This is a genomic window from Pseudomonas sp. ARP3 (genome assembly GCF_001029595.1).
In the GTDB taxonomy this organism is placed as follows: domain Bacteria; phylum Pseudomonadota; class Gammaproteobacteria; order Pseudomonadales; family Pseudomonadaceae; genus Aquipseudomonas; species Aquipseudomonas rhodesiae.
In genome coordinates this window covers 45,481-57,973 of sequence record NZ_LEKF01000006.1, presented here as the reverse complement: position 1 = coordinate 57,973, position 12,493 = coordinate 45,481, and the positions used below count along the sequence as shown (strand labels likewise).

General features: G+C 64.1%; 12 protein-coding genes. 6 read left to right on the top strand and 6 right to left on the bottom strand.

Going from position 1 to position 12,493, the window contains the following annotated elements; translation table 11 throughout:
- Positions 1 to 216: 216 nt before the first annotated feature.
- The 3 genes from ABX75_RS09325 to ABX75_RS09315 all read right to left on the bottom strand — a co-directional run bounded on the left by ABX75_RS09325 (position 217) and on the right by ABX75_RS09315 (position 2,234).
- Entirely contained in the window at positions 217 to 762 is a 546-nt protein-coding gene (locus ABX75_RS09325) for an acyl-CoA thioesterase (protein WP_034098377.1), read from the bottom strand.
- A gap of 177 nt (positions 763 to 939) precedes the next feature.
- On the bottom strand, positions 940 to 1,365 hold the full coding sequence (locus ABX75_RS09320) for a hypothetical protein (protein ID WP_047881810.1): 426 nt from the start codon (positions 1,363 to 1,365) through the stop codon (positions 940 to 942).
- A 146-nt stretch (positions 1,366 to 1,511) separates the two neighbouring features.
- The gene (locus tag ABX75_RS09315; protein ID WP_047881809.1) at positions 1,512 to 2,234 is read right to left on the bottom strand and encodes a pirin family protein; all 723 of its coding nucleotides are present in this window, start codon (positions 2,232 to 2,234) and stop codon (positions 1,512 to 1,514) included.
- A 180-nt stretch (positions 2,235 to 2,414) separates the two neighbouring features.
- Here ABX75_RS09315 and ABX75_RS09310 point away from each other — a divergent pair, with 180 nt between their 5' ends.
- Together ABX75_RS09310 and ABX75_RS09305 are read left to right on the top strand one after the other, a co-directional pair.
- Positions 2,415 to 3,365, top strand: coding sequence for a GlxA family transcriptional regulator (locus tag ABX75_RS09310; RefSeq protein WP_047881808.1), 951 nt, complete (start codon positions 2,415 to 2,417; stop codon positions 3,363 to 3,365).
- A 150-nt stretch (positions 3,366 to 3,515) separates the two neighbouring features.
- Entirely contained in the window at positions 3,516 to 4,988 is a 1,473-nt protein-coding gene (locus ABX75_RS09305) for a winged helix-turn-helix domain-containing protein (RefSeq protein ID WP_047881807.1), read from the top strand.
- Here ABX75_RS09305 and ABX75_RS09300 read toward each other — a convergent pair.
- Together ABX75_RS09300 and ABX75_RS09295 are read right to left on the bottom strand one after the other, a co-directional pair.
- Complete coding sequence (locus ABX75_RS09300) at positions 4,935 to 7,706, bottom strand: winged helix-turn-helix domain-containing protein (protein WP_047881806.1); 2,772 nt, start codon at positions 7,704 to 7,706, stop codon at positions 4,935 to 4,937. The genes ABX75_RS09305 and ABX75_RS09300 overlap by 54 nt on opposite strands.
- 58 nt (positions 7,707 to 7,764) lie before the next feature.
- Positions 7,765 to 8,163, bottom strand: coding sequence for a helix-turn-helix domain-containing protein (locus ABX75_RS09295; protein ID WP_034098366.1), 399 nt, complete (start codon positions 8,161 to 8,163; stop codon positions 7,765 to 7,767).
- Between the two features lie 215 nt (positions 8,164 to 8,378).
- Here ABX75_RS09295 and ABX75_RS09290 point away from each other — a divergent pair, with 215 nt between their 5' ends.
- On the top strand, positions 8,379 to 9,287 hold the full coding sequence (locus ABX75_RS09290; protein ID WP_034113998.1) for a LysR family transcriptional regulator: 909 nt from the start codon (positions 8,379 to 8,381) through the stop codon (positions 9,285 to 9,287).
- A 62-nt stretch (positions 9,288 to 9,349) separates the two neighbouring features.
- Here the strand turns inward: ABX75_RS09290 and ABX75_RS09285 are convergent, their stop codons facing one another.
- On the bottom strand, positions 9,350 to 10,594 hold the full coding sequence (locus ABX75_RS09285; protein ID WP_034098362.1) for a methionine gamma-lyase: 1,245 nt from the start codon (positions 10,592 to 10,594) through the stop codon (positions 9,350 to 9,352).
- Positions 10,595 to 10,717: 123 nt separating this feature from the next.
- On the opposite strand from ABX75_RS09285, the gene ABX75_RS09280 reads away from it, so the two are divergent.
- The 3 genes from ABX75_RS09280 to imuA all read left to right on the top strand — a co-directional run bounded on the left by ABX75_RS09280 (position 10,718) and on the right by imuA (position 12,489).
- Positions 10,718 to 11,188, top strand: coding sequence for an Lrp/AsnC family transcriptional regulator (locus ABX75_RS09280; RefSeq protein WP_034098361.1), 471 nt, complete (start codon positions 10,718 to 10,720; stop codon positions 11,186 to 11,188).
- Between the two features lie 69 nt (positions 11,189 to 11,257).
- Positions 11,258 to 11,875: a transcriptional repressor LexA gene (gene lexA, locus ABX75_RS09275; RefSeq protein WP_034098359.1), complete on the top strand. Its 618-nt coding sequence runs from the start codon at positions 11,258 to 11,260 to the stop codon at positions 11,873 to 11,875.
- Positions 11,875 to 12,489 (top strand): translesion DNA synthesis-associated protein ImuA, encoded by a 615-nt coding sequence (gene imuA / locus ABX75_RS09270; RefSeq protein ID WP_034113993.1) that lies wholly within the window; start codon positions 11,875 to 11,877, stop codon positions 12,487 to 12,489. Before lexA ends, imuA begins: the two co-directional genes overlap by 1 nt.
- Positions 12,490 to 12,493: the final 4 nt, after the last annotated feature.

The following is a 12,493-nucleotide window of genomic DNA, read 5'->3' as shown; positions in this document are numbered from 1 at the left end:
GCCCCCTCCACAGGTTTGATGGCGTTGACTTGAGCGCAGTGGCCCCCGGCTCGATCGCCAGGTTTTACACCGATCCAAAGGCCAGCGGTAACCAGGGTGGGAGGGGGCTTGCCCCCGATAGCAGTGGGTCAGCAACCCAGGTATCGACTGAGCAGGCCCCATCGGGAGCAAGCCCCCTCCCACAGGTTTGACGGCGTTCCTGTCACGAAAATATGCCTAGGCGATTTGCTCTTCAGTACGCAGTTGCGCGCTCATCTCGTCGCAGCTGTGTGCCCAGTCCTGCAGCCACTGCGGCATCGGTGGCGAAGCTTCTTCCAGCCCCAGTTCCCGAACAAACTCACTCGGCGGCAAGGTGCCTTTGGCCGAGCGGAATAGCCCGCGCATTACCACCACCCCAACCACGCGGCCGCGACTGACGAAACGATGTTCCATCAGGCTCCACTTATGGTCCCAGCCGAGCATGCGGGTGTGCACTTCGAACGCTTCGAACAGTTTCAATTCGCGACGGAATTTGCCCCAGGTATCGCCCACGATCGGCAATGCCTTATGCCGCAGGGCGACGCGAAAGGCGCCGGTGCGTAGCACGAAGTCCATGCGCGCTACGTCCGCCAGGGTGAAATAACGACCATTGGTGACATGCCGGTTGATGTCCAGGTCCAGAGGCCAGACGCGCATCCGCACCACCGTGGTGGCCAGGCCATGGGCAGGTGTGCGCCACGGGCGACGGCACAGCATATACAGCAAGCGAAACCACAGATTCATCAGTCCATCCGAGCCTTGATCAAAAGCGGCACTTTAATAAGCAGACGAGGGCTGGGGTAGGTCCGCAAATGACTGATTTCAGGCAAATCGTGCAATTGGGTGAATTGAGCAGAACGCCAGGCGAAAAAAAACCGGCTGATCAGGCCGGTTTGGGGTGCCTCGCAAACAGCGAGGGGGTTAAGCGTGGTTGTCCAGCAAACGATCCGCACCGCCTTCGGCCAGAGCACGTTCCTGCAAACGATCCGCACCGCCTTCAGCCAGAGCGCGTTCCTGCAAACGATCCGCACCGCCTTCAGCCAGAGCGCGTTCCTGCAAACGATCCGCACCGCCTTCGGCCAGAGCACGTTCCTGCAAGCGATCCGCACCGCCTTCGGCCAGAGCGCGTTCCTGCAAGCGATCCGCACCGCCTTCGGCCAGAGCGCGTTCCTGCAAACGATCCGCACCGCCTTCAGCCAGGCCACGTTCCTGTAAACGGTCGGCGCCACCTTCGGCGACACGGTTTTCCATCAGGCGATCCGCGCCGCCTTCGGCCAACACGGGGTGAGCGAATGCGTTGGCAGCGAGTACCGAGAAAGCAAGGCTAAGCAAGAGTTGGCGTTTCATGAGAGTGTGCTCCGAGTCATTAAGTTGGGGTGTTGCTGTGTATGGGTTGGATGTTACGCGTTGCTTTTTTTAAGAGAACTTCATTGGGCTGATGGTGACTATCGACGCCAGCGATGGCCCGGTTTCCCGGGCCACCGCGCGGTCGGTCATGGCATCTGTGGCAGTTCCTGAGGTCGCAGGTCGAACACCAACACCTCGGCGTCCTCGCCCTGGCTCAGGCGAATCTGGCGCTCATCCCGCACCCGGGCGCCGTCGCCTTCTTCCAGGCGCTGGCCGTTGACCTCAACGCTGCCGCGAGCCACATGGATGTACACATACCGCGCCGGTGGCAGGTCCAACGTCGCGGTTTCTTCGGCGTTGAACAGCCCGGCGTAGACCCGTGCGTCCTGGCGCACGCTGAGGGAACCGTCGGCGCCGTCCGGCGAGATGATCAACTGCAAGCGTCCGCGTTTTTGCGCTTCGCTGAAGTGCTCTTGCTGATAGCGCGGCTCTGCGCCGGCCACCGAGGGCACGATCCAGATCTGCAGGAAGTGCACGCCTCGGGTCTGGCTGTGGTTGAACTCGCTGTGGGCCACGCCGCTGCCGGCGCTCATCAGTTGCACATCGCCGGGGCGGATCACCGAGCCGGTGCCCAAGGTGTCCTTGTGCTCCAGGGCGCCTTCGAGCACATAGGAGAAAATCTCCATATCGCGGTGCGGGTGCTGGCCGAAGCCTTTGCCGGCGGCGACGCGGTCATCGTTGATCACCAGCAGGTCGGAAAAACCCTGCTCGGCGGGGTTCCAGTAGTTGGCGAACGAGAAGGTGTGGAACGACTTCAACCAACCATGATTGGCGGCGCCGCGTTCGGATGCTTTGCGTAGGGTCAGCATGGTCTTTGTCCTCAAGTGAGCGCGGTCTGCGACATGCAGTGCGCTGGCGTTGAGGAGAAGGTTACTGGTTGTCTTTTAATTCATTAAGAAGATGAAAACTGAATAACTGTCCACTTGCGGTTGACAGTTGCGAGCGTGCAATAATGAGCGCCGCCTTCTTCTCTATGGACCCTCCGCACAATGAAAACCGTGGCCATGGCGCTGTTCCCGGACTTCCTCCTGCTCGACATGGCCGGGCCGCTCGAAGTGTTCTCCATTGCCAATCGCTACCTGCCCCCTGCGCAGCATTATCGAATCCTCACCCTGGGCACCGAGTCTGGCCCGTTGCGCGCCTCCAATGGGGTGATGGTGCAGGCCGACCTGTTGCTGGAGCAGGCCCTGGACGCTTATGACCTGTTGCTGGTGCCCGGCGGCCCTGGCGCCTACAACGAGTGCCACCCGGCGTTGCTGCCGTGGCTCAGGGCGGCGGTGCCACGGGCGCGGCGCTTCGGTTCGATCTGCACCGGCGCCTTTGTGCTGGGGTACGCCGGGCTGCTGGACGGTCATCGCGTCACCACTCACTGGCACTACACCGAGCGACTGATCAAGGCGTTCCCCAAGGCTATCGTGGAGACCGATCGCATCTACTTGCAGGACGGGCGCCTGATCACTTCCGGCGGGGTCACCGCGGGCATCGACCTGGCGTTGTCGGTGGTGGCTCAGGACCACGGCAAACAGGTGGCGGTGGAAGTGGCCAAGGTGCTGCTGGTGGTGATGAAGCGTCAGGGCGGCCAGGCTCAGTTCAGCCCGATGACCTCGGCCGTGGCGCCCCAGGAAACCCCGATCACCCGAGTGCAGAACCATGTTCTGGCCAATCTTGAACAGTCCTTCACCGTCGAATCCATGGCCGCTCTGGTTGATATGAGCGCGCGCCACTTTGCGCGGTTGTTCGCCAAGGATGTGCAGATGACGCCCATGGCCTTTCTGCAAGGTGCGCGCATCGACCGCGCGCGGCACTTGTTGGAAACCACCGAGCTGCCGCTCAAGACCGTGGCGTTCCACGCCGGTTTCGGCAGCGTGCGGCATATGCGCTTTCTCTTCAGTGAAAAACTCGGCCTGACCCCGACCCAATACCGACAACAGTTCAGTTAACGACACCATGTCCGTCTAGCGCACCGGATTGTCCGTATCGCTCCCTGTGCCAGCATTGTCCTGTCATTGCCAACTGGCAAGATAACGCCAAGCCCATGGAAAAGGATGCGCGAACGCCCAAGAACGGGTGTTTCAGCGCGATGACGAGACATGAACAACCCTCAGTCGATGGACGCTGATGGCACACTGCGCTTTGGTGCTTATGTCTTTCACCGCCAGCAACGCCTGGTCAGCAAGGCGGGTTGGCCGGTGCCGCTTGGCGGGCGCGCGCTGGACATCCTCGCGGTGCTGCTCGAAGCGCCGGGACAATTCATCGACAAGGCGACCTTGATCGAGCGCGTCTGGCCGTGCAGCGTGGTGGAAGAGAACAACCTGCGTGTGCATATCGCCGCGTTGCGCCGGGCGTTCGATGGGCAACGCTACATCCTCAATGATCCTCATCGCGGCTATTGCTTCGCGGCACCGGTGCACGGCGCACTGCCTTCGGTGGCGACGCCGTGCCACAACCTGGTTGCTCGGCTGACGCCGGTGATAGGCCGTGACGAAGTATTAGGCGTGCTGGTGCGGCGTCTGTCCGGCCAACGCCTGATGACCCTCACAGGTTGCGCCGGGGTGGGTAAGAGCACCCTGGCATTGGCCCTGGCCGAGCGGGTCTTGCCGCGCTATCGCGACGGCGTATGGTGGGTCGACCTGGCCACGGTGCAGACGCCGAAGGCGATGCTGGAGCAGGTGGCCGCGGTGCTGCAGCTGCAAGCCGGGAGCAGCGCCCATGAGCTGGGACGGCACTTGGCGTCGCGCCAGTTGCTGTTGGTGCTCGACGGCATTGACCTGCTATTGGTCGCGTGCCGGCAGTGGCTGCGCGTATTGCGTGAACTTGCGCCCCGGGTCAGCGTGCTGATCAGCAGTCGTGAACCGCTGCACCTTCCCGGCGAATGGGTGCTGCGCGTACCGCGCCTGGCGGTGCCCGCACCGGCGGCACTGGCCAGTGTCGAACAGGCGTTGGCCTGCCCGGCGGTGCAGCTGTTCGTGGCGCGCGCGCGGGCCGGGCAGCAAGGCTTTGAGTTGCGTCTTCAGGATCTGGCGCCGCTGCGCGATATCGTGCGACGCCTCGACGGCATTCCCCTGGCACTGGAGCTGGCGGCGGCGCAGGTCGACGCGCTAGGCATGCGTGGCGTGCAGGCGCAGCTGTGCAAGGGCTTACAGGTCTTGACTCGGGGGCGCCGCACGGCGGTTGAGCGGCATCAGTCCCTCGCGGCAGCCCTGGATTGGACCTACCAGCGCCTGAGCCTGCCGGAGCGCTGGTTGTTCCTGCAATTGGGGCTGTTCAAGCACGCGGTGAACTTGCCGACGTTGAGCGCGTTGGTGGCCGGCACCGAACTGGAGCATGCCGACCTGGCGTACCTGCTGACACGCTTGGTGAATGTCTCGCTGCTCAGCGTGGAGCCTGGTCCCGGATTGCCGCGTTACCGCCTGCTCAATTGCCTGCGCAACTATGCCCTGATGCAGTTGCGCGACCCACGGCAAGTGCAACGTTTGCAGCAGGGCTATGGGCATTACCTGGGGCTGGGTTCAGGCCGGCCGTTTGTCCTGCAACTGGTCGAGCAGGCGGCGAGCGTCGACTAGATCCGGCGTGGCGAACCCTTCGCTAAACCGTTCGTACACGCCTTTGAGCAGGTCGCGGGCGGCATCCGCGCGGCCCAGGCTTTGCCACAACCGTGCCATCGATGCGGCGCTGCGCAGTTCCCAGGCCAGGGCGCCTTGGGTGTTGGCCAGGTCGAGGGCTTCGCGCAGCAGGGGCTCGGCGGCCAATGTATCGCCCTGGCCCAACATCTGCTCGGCGGTTACCCGCAATAGTTCCGGCGCGCACCAACCGGCGGCACCCGTGCGTGCACGCGCGGCGTTCTGTGCATCGACCGGGCAGGCGCCGAGCGTGACCAGAATGTCTTCGATCAGCCCCAGACCTTGCAGGTCGCTGCGTTCCATGATGCCGATGTAATGCCCGGCCCAGGTCTGGAACAAATGCACCCCATGTTTATGCGACTGTTCCAGCAATAGCGCTTGCAGGTGCTGCGCTGCCGTCTGGTCGCCGTTGTAGCGTGCGATCACCACGCCGGCCAGGGCCAGGGTGTAGCAGATCGAGGTGCCGTGGTTGACCTGCACGGCCAGCTCCAATGCCTGGCTGGCGGTGCGCCAGGCGCGTTCGGGGTAACCCTGCAGCCATAGGATGCGCGCCAGGACGGTCAATGAAGCAACATTCTGGTCGTACTGTATGCCGATGCCGTGGGCGAACCGGTTCAAGTGGCCGCTGTGGGCCATGCGCTGGATCAGCTGTTCGGCATTCTGGCGGGCCAGGACCTGGTCGCCAGTGAAATGCTGGGCCAGCACCTGCAGGCGCTGATTGCTCAAGCCCAGCAGCGGATCGGTGCGCGGATCGAGGCGATCGAACTGCACGCTCTGGGCCCGCGCCTGGTCATAGCGCCCGCCACAGAGGTCGACCGCCATTTGCCCGGAGATCGCGCGCAACTGGCCGCCCAGGTCCTGGCTCTGCTCGGCCAGGCGCGCGGCTTCGGCGAATGCCGTGCCGCTCTGGGCCGCGCCGCCGACTGCGTGATAAACCAGGCTGCCCAAGGCCAGTTGCAGCTGCATCGCCAGGCGCGGGCAGGGCGCTTGGGCCTTGTCCATCAGGGCCAGGGCCTTGCCCACGTACAAAGCGTGTTCGCGCAGCAGCGACAGTTCCTGCCACAGCGGCATGGCGCTGACCGTCAACTTGATCGCCAGCGCCGACGCACCGCCCGTGCCGAGGCCCCAGTCCAGCGCCGCGCGGATGTCTTCGCGCAGCGGGGCGTAGCGGTCGATCCACGGCTGGGTCGCGAGTAGCGACCAATCGGCCTGTGCCTGTTCCATCAGCGCCAGGCAACGCGCCGCGTGACGTTCGCGGGTGGCGTCCAGCTCGCCGGCGAGGCTGAGTTTTTCCAGGGCGTAGGTGCGGGTGATGTCCAGCAGGCGATACACCATATCGTCATCGCTGGGTTCTACGTTCAGCAGGGATTTGCCCACCAGTTGGCTGATCGAGCCGGGTACCTCGGCCGGGGCGAGCGCTGCGCCGGCAATCACCGCCGTTGCGCTGGCCAGGCTGAAGCCGCCGCGAAACACCGCTAGACGGCGCAGGCAGATTTGCTCGCCGGCACTGAGCAGGTTGAAGCTCCAGTCCAGGGTTGCGCGCAGGGTGTGATGACGGGGCAGGTCACTGCGCTGGCCACGGTTGAGCAGGCGCACGTTATCGTTGATTTGCGCCAGCAATCCCGACAGGCCGAAACGCTCGATCTGCGCCGCCGCCAGCTCAATGGCCAGGGGAATTCCATCGAGGCGCTGGCAGATATCGATGGCCAGGGGCAGCTCGGTGTCGCTCAGTTCAAAGCTGTCCTGATGGGCCATGGCCCGCTCGATCAAGAGTTGCAAGGCCGGGTAACCCAGGGCCTGGGCACGGTTGCCGGAGGCGGGTGGGCAGGCCAGCGGCTCCAGGCGTTGCACCGACTCGCCCTCGGCGCGCAACGCTTCGCGGCTGGTGGCCAAGATGTGCAGGTGGGGCGCGTGGCGCAGCAAGGTTTCGCTGATCAGTGCGATGTCGTCCAGCAGGTGTTCGCAGTTGTCGATCACCAGCAGCAACTGGCGCTCCTGCAAGCTGCGCGCGAAAGCCACCAGCGGCCCTTGTTCGACCGGCGCCAGGTCGAGCAGGGCGGCGAGGTTGGGCAGGATCATCGATGGCGTGCTCAGCGGCGCCAGGTCCAGCAGGTGAATGCCGTCGCGGTAGTGGCCGATCAGCAATTCCGCCACACGCAGGGCGACGGTGGTTTTACCGATGCCGCCGGCGCCGGTCAGGGTGATAAAGCGTTGCGTGGGCAGTTGTTGCACCAGGCGGTCGATCAAGGCCTGGCGCCCGATCATGCGAGTGCGGCGCAGGGGCAGGTTGTGGCACGGGCGTTGAGGCGCACCGTCGCTGGGTAGGCTCATCGGTTCGATGCTCAATGGCGCAACAAAACTGTAGCCGCGCTGGGCCACGGTGACGATATAGCGCTGCCCGGCCTGGCCATCGCCCAACGCTTTACGCAAGGCCGCCATATGCACCCGCAGGTTGCCGTCCTCCACCACGCTTGTCGGCCACACCCGCGCGATCAGCTCCTGCTTGCTCACCACGTTGCCGGCCTGCTCCAGCAGGATCAGCAGGATATCCACCGCGCGCCGCCCCAGGCGTAGCGGCCGACCGGCCTCCAGCACCAGGCGTTGGCGCGGGTGGATACGGTAGGGGCCGAACTGCACGGCCTGATCGCGGAGGTCGTTCATGGGTGGCCATGCTCTGGGAACGGTAGGCGGCCAGCATAGGCCAGGCGTGTCTGGATCACTAGGCGGCGATCACATGGGGCTTGTGACGCAGTTGGTGATTTCGCCAGGTCATTGGGTTGACCCCTTCGCTGCGGGTAAACATGTGGCAGAAGTGCGCCTGGTCGCAGAACCCGCACTCCAGGCTGATCTGCGTGAGGCTCAGGGAGGACGTGGTGATCAGCTCCTTGGCACGCTGGATGCGCTGTTGGCGGATCCATTCCTGGGGCGACAGCCCGGTGCTGCACTTGAAAGCGCGAGAAAAATGGCTGCGCGACAGGGCGCAGGCCTGGGCCAGCTCGGCGATGGTCAGGCTTTCGCCGAGGTTGGCCAGGATCAGTTGTTTGGCGATGCGTTCGCGCCGAGGGCACAGGCCGCCAGTGGCGGGCAAGCGAGGCGCACAGTACTCAAGTCGGGCCATGACAGGTATCCGCAGTCGATGGGAGCGTTCCCGGTGAATGGATGCAGTGTAGACGGCTGCATTCTTGGCGCCGGTGCCTGTGCCTGACGAGTTAATCGTTGTTAATTTTGCCAGGTGAGGCGGTTTTTCCTGGCGAAAAAGACAGCACAGGCGTGCAATCCCGATGCCGCTGCTACGTGCTTAGCTGGCGGCCTGATAACCGTCTGGATAGCGCCATGAACCGCAACGACCTGCGCCGCGTCGACATGAACCTGCTGGTGATTTTCGAAGCCTTGATGTTCGAAAAGAACCTGACCCGAGTCGCTGAAAAACTGTTTATGGGCCAACCGGCGGTAAGCGCAGCGCTGGGGCGTTTGCGCGATCTGTTCGACGACCCGTTGCTGCTGCGCAACGGACGGGGCATGGAGCCCACGCCACGGGCAGTGGCGATACTCAAGGAGCTGCAACCGGCCATGGACACCATTTCCGGCGCGGTCAGCCGCGCCAAGGATTTCGACCCATCCACCAGCTGCGCGGTGTTCCGCATCGGTTTGTCCGATGACGCCGAGTTCGGCCTGTTTCCGCCGTTGCTTAGCCAACTGCGCGAAGAAGCGCCGGGGATCATCGTGGTGGTCCGCCGGGCCAATTACCTGTTGATGTCGTCGCTGCTGGCCAGTGGCGAGATTTCCGTAGGCGTGAGCTACACCACCGAATTGCCGGCGAACGCCAAGCGCAAGAAGCTGCGGGATATACCGTGCAAAGTGCTGCGCGGCGATGACGGCGTGGCGCCGCTGAGCCTGGATGATTACTGCCAGCGCCCCCATGCAATGGTGTCGTTCTCCGGGGACTTGAGCGGCAATATCGACCTGGACCTGGCGCGCATCGGCCGCGCCCGGCGGGTGGTACTGGCGGTGCCGCAATTCAGCGGGTTGCGGGCGTTGCTGGCGGGCACGCAGATCATCGCCACTGTGCCGGACTACGCGGCATGCGCTTTGACCGAGGGCACTACCCTGCGCGCCGAGGACCCGCCGTTTGCGATTGATGCGGCGGAGTTGTCGATGGTCTGGAGCGGGGTGCACGACAATGACCCGGCGGAGCGCTGGTTACGGGCGCGGATTGCCGAGCATATGGCACCGAGGGTTTGAGACCGGCTCAATGCCACGTGATGTCTTGTATGGGCGGGCTTGCCCGCGTCAGGCCTGCGCCGTTATCTCGCGGCGTGGGTCGCCATCGCCTTGGCACGCGGCGCCACGCGCATGCACTTGGCCAACGCCTGGTGCACATCCGCCAGCAGGTCGGCCACATCCTCCAACCCGACCGACAACCGCACCAGACCTTCGCTGATACCGTGCTGCGCGCGTTCCTGCGGGGTGTAGGTGGAATGGGTCATGCTCGCCGGGTGTTGGGCCAGCGATTCGGCATCCCCCAGGCTGACCGCGCGGGTAAACAATTGCAGGGCGTTCATAAAGCGCCGGCCGCTGTCGATGCCGCCTTTTAGCTCGAAGGCCAGCATGCCGCCGGCCTGGCCCATCTGTCGTTTTGCCAACGCGTACTGTGGGAAAGACGGCAGGCCGGGGTAGGTAACGTGCTCGACGGCGGGATGGGCCTGCAAGGCTTCGGCCACGGCTTGGGCATTACTGCAATGGCGGTCCATGCGCAGGCCCAGCGTTTTGAGACCGCGCATCAGCAAGGCCGCGTCCTGTGGCGACATCACTGCGCCGGTCAAGTCCTTGAGGCCTTGCAGGCGAATGCGCTGGGCCAGGGCCTGGTTGCTCACGGCAATGCCGGCGGTGATATCGCCGTGGCCGCTGAGGTACTTGGTGGCCGAATGCACCACCACGTCGGCACCGAGATCGAGGGGGCGTTGCAGGTAGGGAGTGCAGTAGGTGTTGTCGACCACCACGGTCACATTCGGCTGCTGGTGGGCGAGGGCGGCCACGGCGGCGATGTCCACCAGTTGCAGGGTGGGGTTGGCCGGGGTTTCGCAGTAGATCATGCGCGTGGCAGGGCTGAGCGCGGCCTGCAGCGCAGCCAGGTCGGTCAGGTCGACGTGGCGCACCTTGATGCCGAATTCACCGATGCCGTGGTGCAGCAGGGCGAAGGTGCAGCCGTAAAGGGTCTGGCTGACGATCACCTCATCGCCGGGCCGCAACAGCGTCCAGAACGTCGCGGCGATTGCGCCCATGCCGGAACTGAACGCCACCGCCGCCTCGCCGTTCTCCAGGCTGGCCATGCGCGATTCCAGCAGCGCGAGGGTGGGGTTGGAAATGCGCGTATAGAAATGCCCGTTGGCCTCACCGGCAAAACAGGCAGCGCCGTATTCGGCCGTGGGAAAGGCAAAGGTGGCGGACAAATAGATCGGCGGCACCAGGGCGCCGTGATGGTCTTTGGGGTCATAGCCGTGATGGATGGCGCGTGTGGAAAAGCCGAATGTCTTGTGTTTATTGTGCATGTCGGGCGCTCCTTGTTTCCTACAATGCTATGCTCGAAATCGCGGCCGAACTTTGCCAAGTTTGCTGCCAAATCCCGTATCAGGGGATGAAAAGCCAATAAAAATAACGTTTAGAGGCACGCTATGCCCACTCACCTCGATCGTACCGATAAAGCCTTGTTAAACGCCCTGCAAAGCAATGCCCGTCTCACGGTGGCCGAACTGGCCGAGCGTGTGTCGCTAACCACCTCGCCATGCTGGCGCCGGGTACGAAACCTGGAGGAAAGCGGGGTAATCAGCGGTTACCAGGCGATCCTGTCGCCCAAGGCGCTGGGGTATGGGGTGACGGCATTTGTCAGCATCATGATGGAGAGTCACACCCAGGAGATTGCCCGCGCTTTTGAACAGCGGCTGCTGGATATTCCGGAAATCGTGGCCTGCCATAACGTGTCGGGGCGCTATGACTTCTTGCTGGAGGTGGTGGCCAAGGATCTGGAGTCGTTCGGCGAATTTGCCCGCGAGGTGCTACAGACGTTGCCGTGCGTCAAAGAGATCTATTCGAGCTTCTCCTACAAGTCGGTGCGACCGCTGCGGACTATTCCCTTACCTGCTTGATCAACTTTTCGCTGGGTCAACGCAACCCCGACTGACGGCTATTGTCAGAAATTTCCCACAGGAGTACAAATGTACTCCATGACGACCCTGACCCCCCGCCGTACCGCCATCCTGACCTTTATCCGCGACCGCATCGCGCAGCAAGGCCAGCCCCCCAGCCTCGCCGAGATCGCCGAGGCGTTCGGTTTTGCCTCGCGCAGCGTGGCGCGCAAGCATGTGCTGGCGCTGACCGAAGCCGGTTTTATCGAGGTCAACCCCAACCAGGCCCGTGGTATTCGCCTGCTCAATCAGCCGGCGCGACCCGAATGGCTGGATGTGCCTGTGCTTGGCCGTGTGGCCGCCGGTCTGCCGATTGGCGCCGATGCCGAAGTGCACAGCCGCCTGCAACTGGACCCGGCTACCTTCGCCAAAACACCGGATTACCTGCTACGGGTGCAGGGCGACTCGATGATCGAAGACGGCATCCTTGACGGCGACCTGGTGGGCGTGCGGCGCAGTGCCGAGGCTTTGAATGGGCAGATCGTGGTGGCGCGCCTGGACGGCGAAGTCACCATCAAACGTTTTGAACGCAACGCCGACACGGTGCGTCTGCTGCCCCGCAACCCCGCGTACCAACCCATTGTGGTGGGCCCCGACCAGGACCTGGCCATCGAAGGGGTGTTCTGCGGCCTGGTGAGGCAAGGCTGATGGGCGCCGTGGTTGCCCTGGACGCGCTGTTCAATGGTGGCCGCGTCTGGAAGGGCCGGCCCGCCGCGCCACCGGCCAGCCTGCATCCCACCGGGCTGGCGGCGCTGGATGCGGTGCTGCCCAGCGGCGGTTGGCCGGCCTCGGCCTTGAGTGAAATCCTGATGGCCAAGGACGGCGTGGGCGAATTGCAACTGGTGCTGCCGACCCTGGCGCGCTTATCGGCGGCGGGGGAGCGCATCGTGCTGGTGGCGCCGCCCTATACGCCGTACCCCCATGCCTGGCAGAACGCCGGGGTGGACGTGCGTCAGCTCTCATTGGTGCAGGCCGAGGAGCGCGACGTGCTGTGGGCTGTGGAACAGTGCCTGCGTTCCGGCAGTTGCGGCGCCGTGTTGTGCTGGCCGCACAAGGCCGATGACCGTGCCTTGCGCCGCTTGCAGGTGGCGGCCGAAACCGGCCAGACCCTGGCTTTTGCCTGGCGTGCCCTGAGTGAAGCAATCAACCCATCGCCTGCCGCGTTGCGCCTGGCCGTCGAGGCCAGGCCCGCCCAGGTGCGCGTGCTCAAGTGTCGCGGCGGGCTGGCCCATCCGGCGCCGATTGCGTTGGCCGGGCACTGAGCTT

Excerpts from the sequence above, each read along its gene's own strand:
- imuA (WP_034113993.1), top strand. The coding sequence starts at position 11,875 with ATGGGCGCCGTGGTTGCCCTGGACGCGCTGTTCAATGGTGGCCGCGTC.
- ABX75_RS09295 (WP_034098366.1), bottom strand. The coding sequence starts at position 8,163 with ATGGCCCGACTTGAGTACTGTGCGCCTCGCTTGCCCGCCACTGGCGGC.
- ABX75_RS09325 (WP_034098377.1), bottom strand. The coding sequence starts at position 762 with ATGAATCTGTGGTTTCGCTTGCTGTATATGCTGTGCCGTCGCCCGTGG.
- ABX75_RS09285 (WP_034098362.1), bottom strand. The coding sequence starts at position 10,594 with ATGCACAATAAACACAAGACATTCGGCTTTTCCACACGCGCCATCCAT.
- ABX75_RS09300 (WP_047881806.1), bottom strand. The coding sequence starts at position 7,706 with ATGAACGACCTCCGCGATCAGGCCGTGCAGTTCGGCCCCTACCGTATC.
- ABX75_RS09290 (WP_034113998.1), top strand. The coding sequence starts at position 8,379 with ATGAACCGCAACGACCTGCGCCGCGTCGACATGAACCTGCTGGTGATT.
- ABX75_RS09315 (WP_047881809.1), bottom strand. The coding sequence starts at position 2,234 with ATGCTGACCCTACGCAAAGCATCCGAACGCGGCGCCGCCAATCATGGT.
- ABX75_RS09320 (WP_047881810.1), bottom strand. The coding sequence starts at position 1,365 with ATGAAACGCCAACTCTTGCTTAGCCTTGCTTTCTCGGTACTCGCTGCC.
- ABX75_RS09280 (WP_034098361.1), top strand. The coding sequence starts at position 10,718 with ATGCCCACTCACCTCGATCGTACCGATAAAGCCTTGTTAAACGCCCTG.
- ABX75_RS09305 (WP_047881807.1), top strand. The coding sequence starts at position 3,516 with ATGAACAACCCTCAGTCGATGGACGCTGATGGCACACTGCGCTTTGGT.
- lexA (WP_034098359.1), top strand. The coding sequence starts at position 11,258 with ATGTACTCCATGACGACCCTGACCCCCCGCCGTACCGCCATCCTGACC.
- ABX75_RS09310 (WP_047881808.1), top strand. The coding sequence starts at position 2,415 with ATGAAAACCGTGGCCATGGCGCTGTTCCCGGACTTCCTCCTGCTCGAC.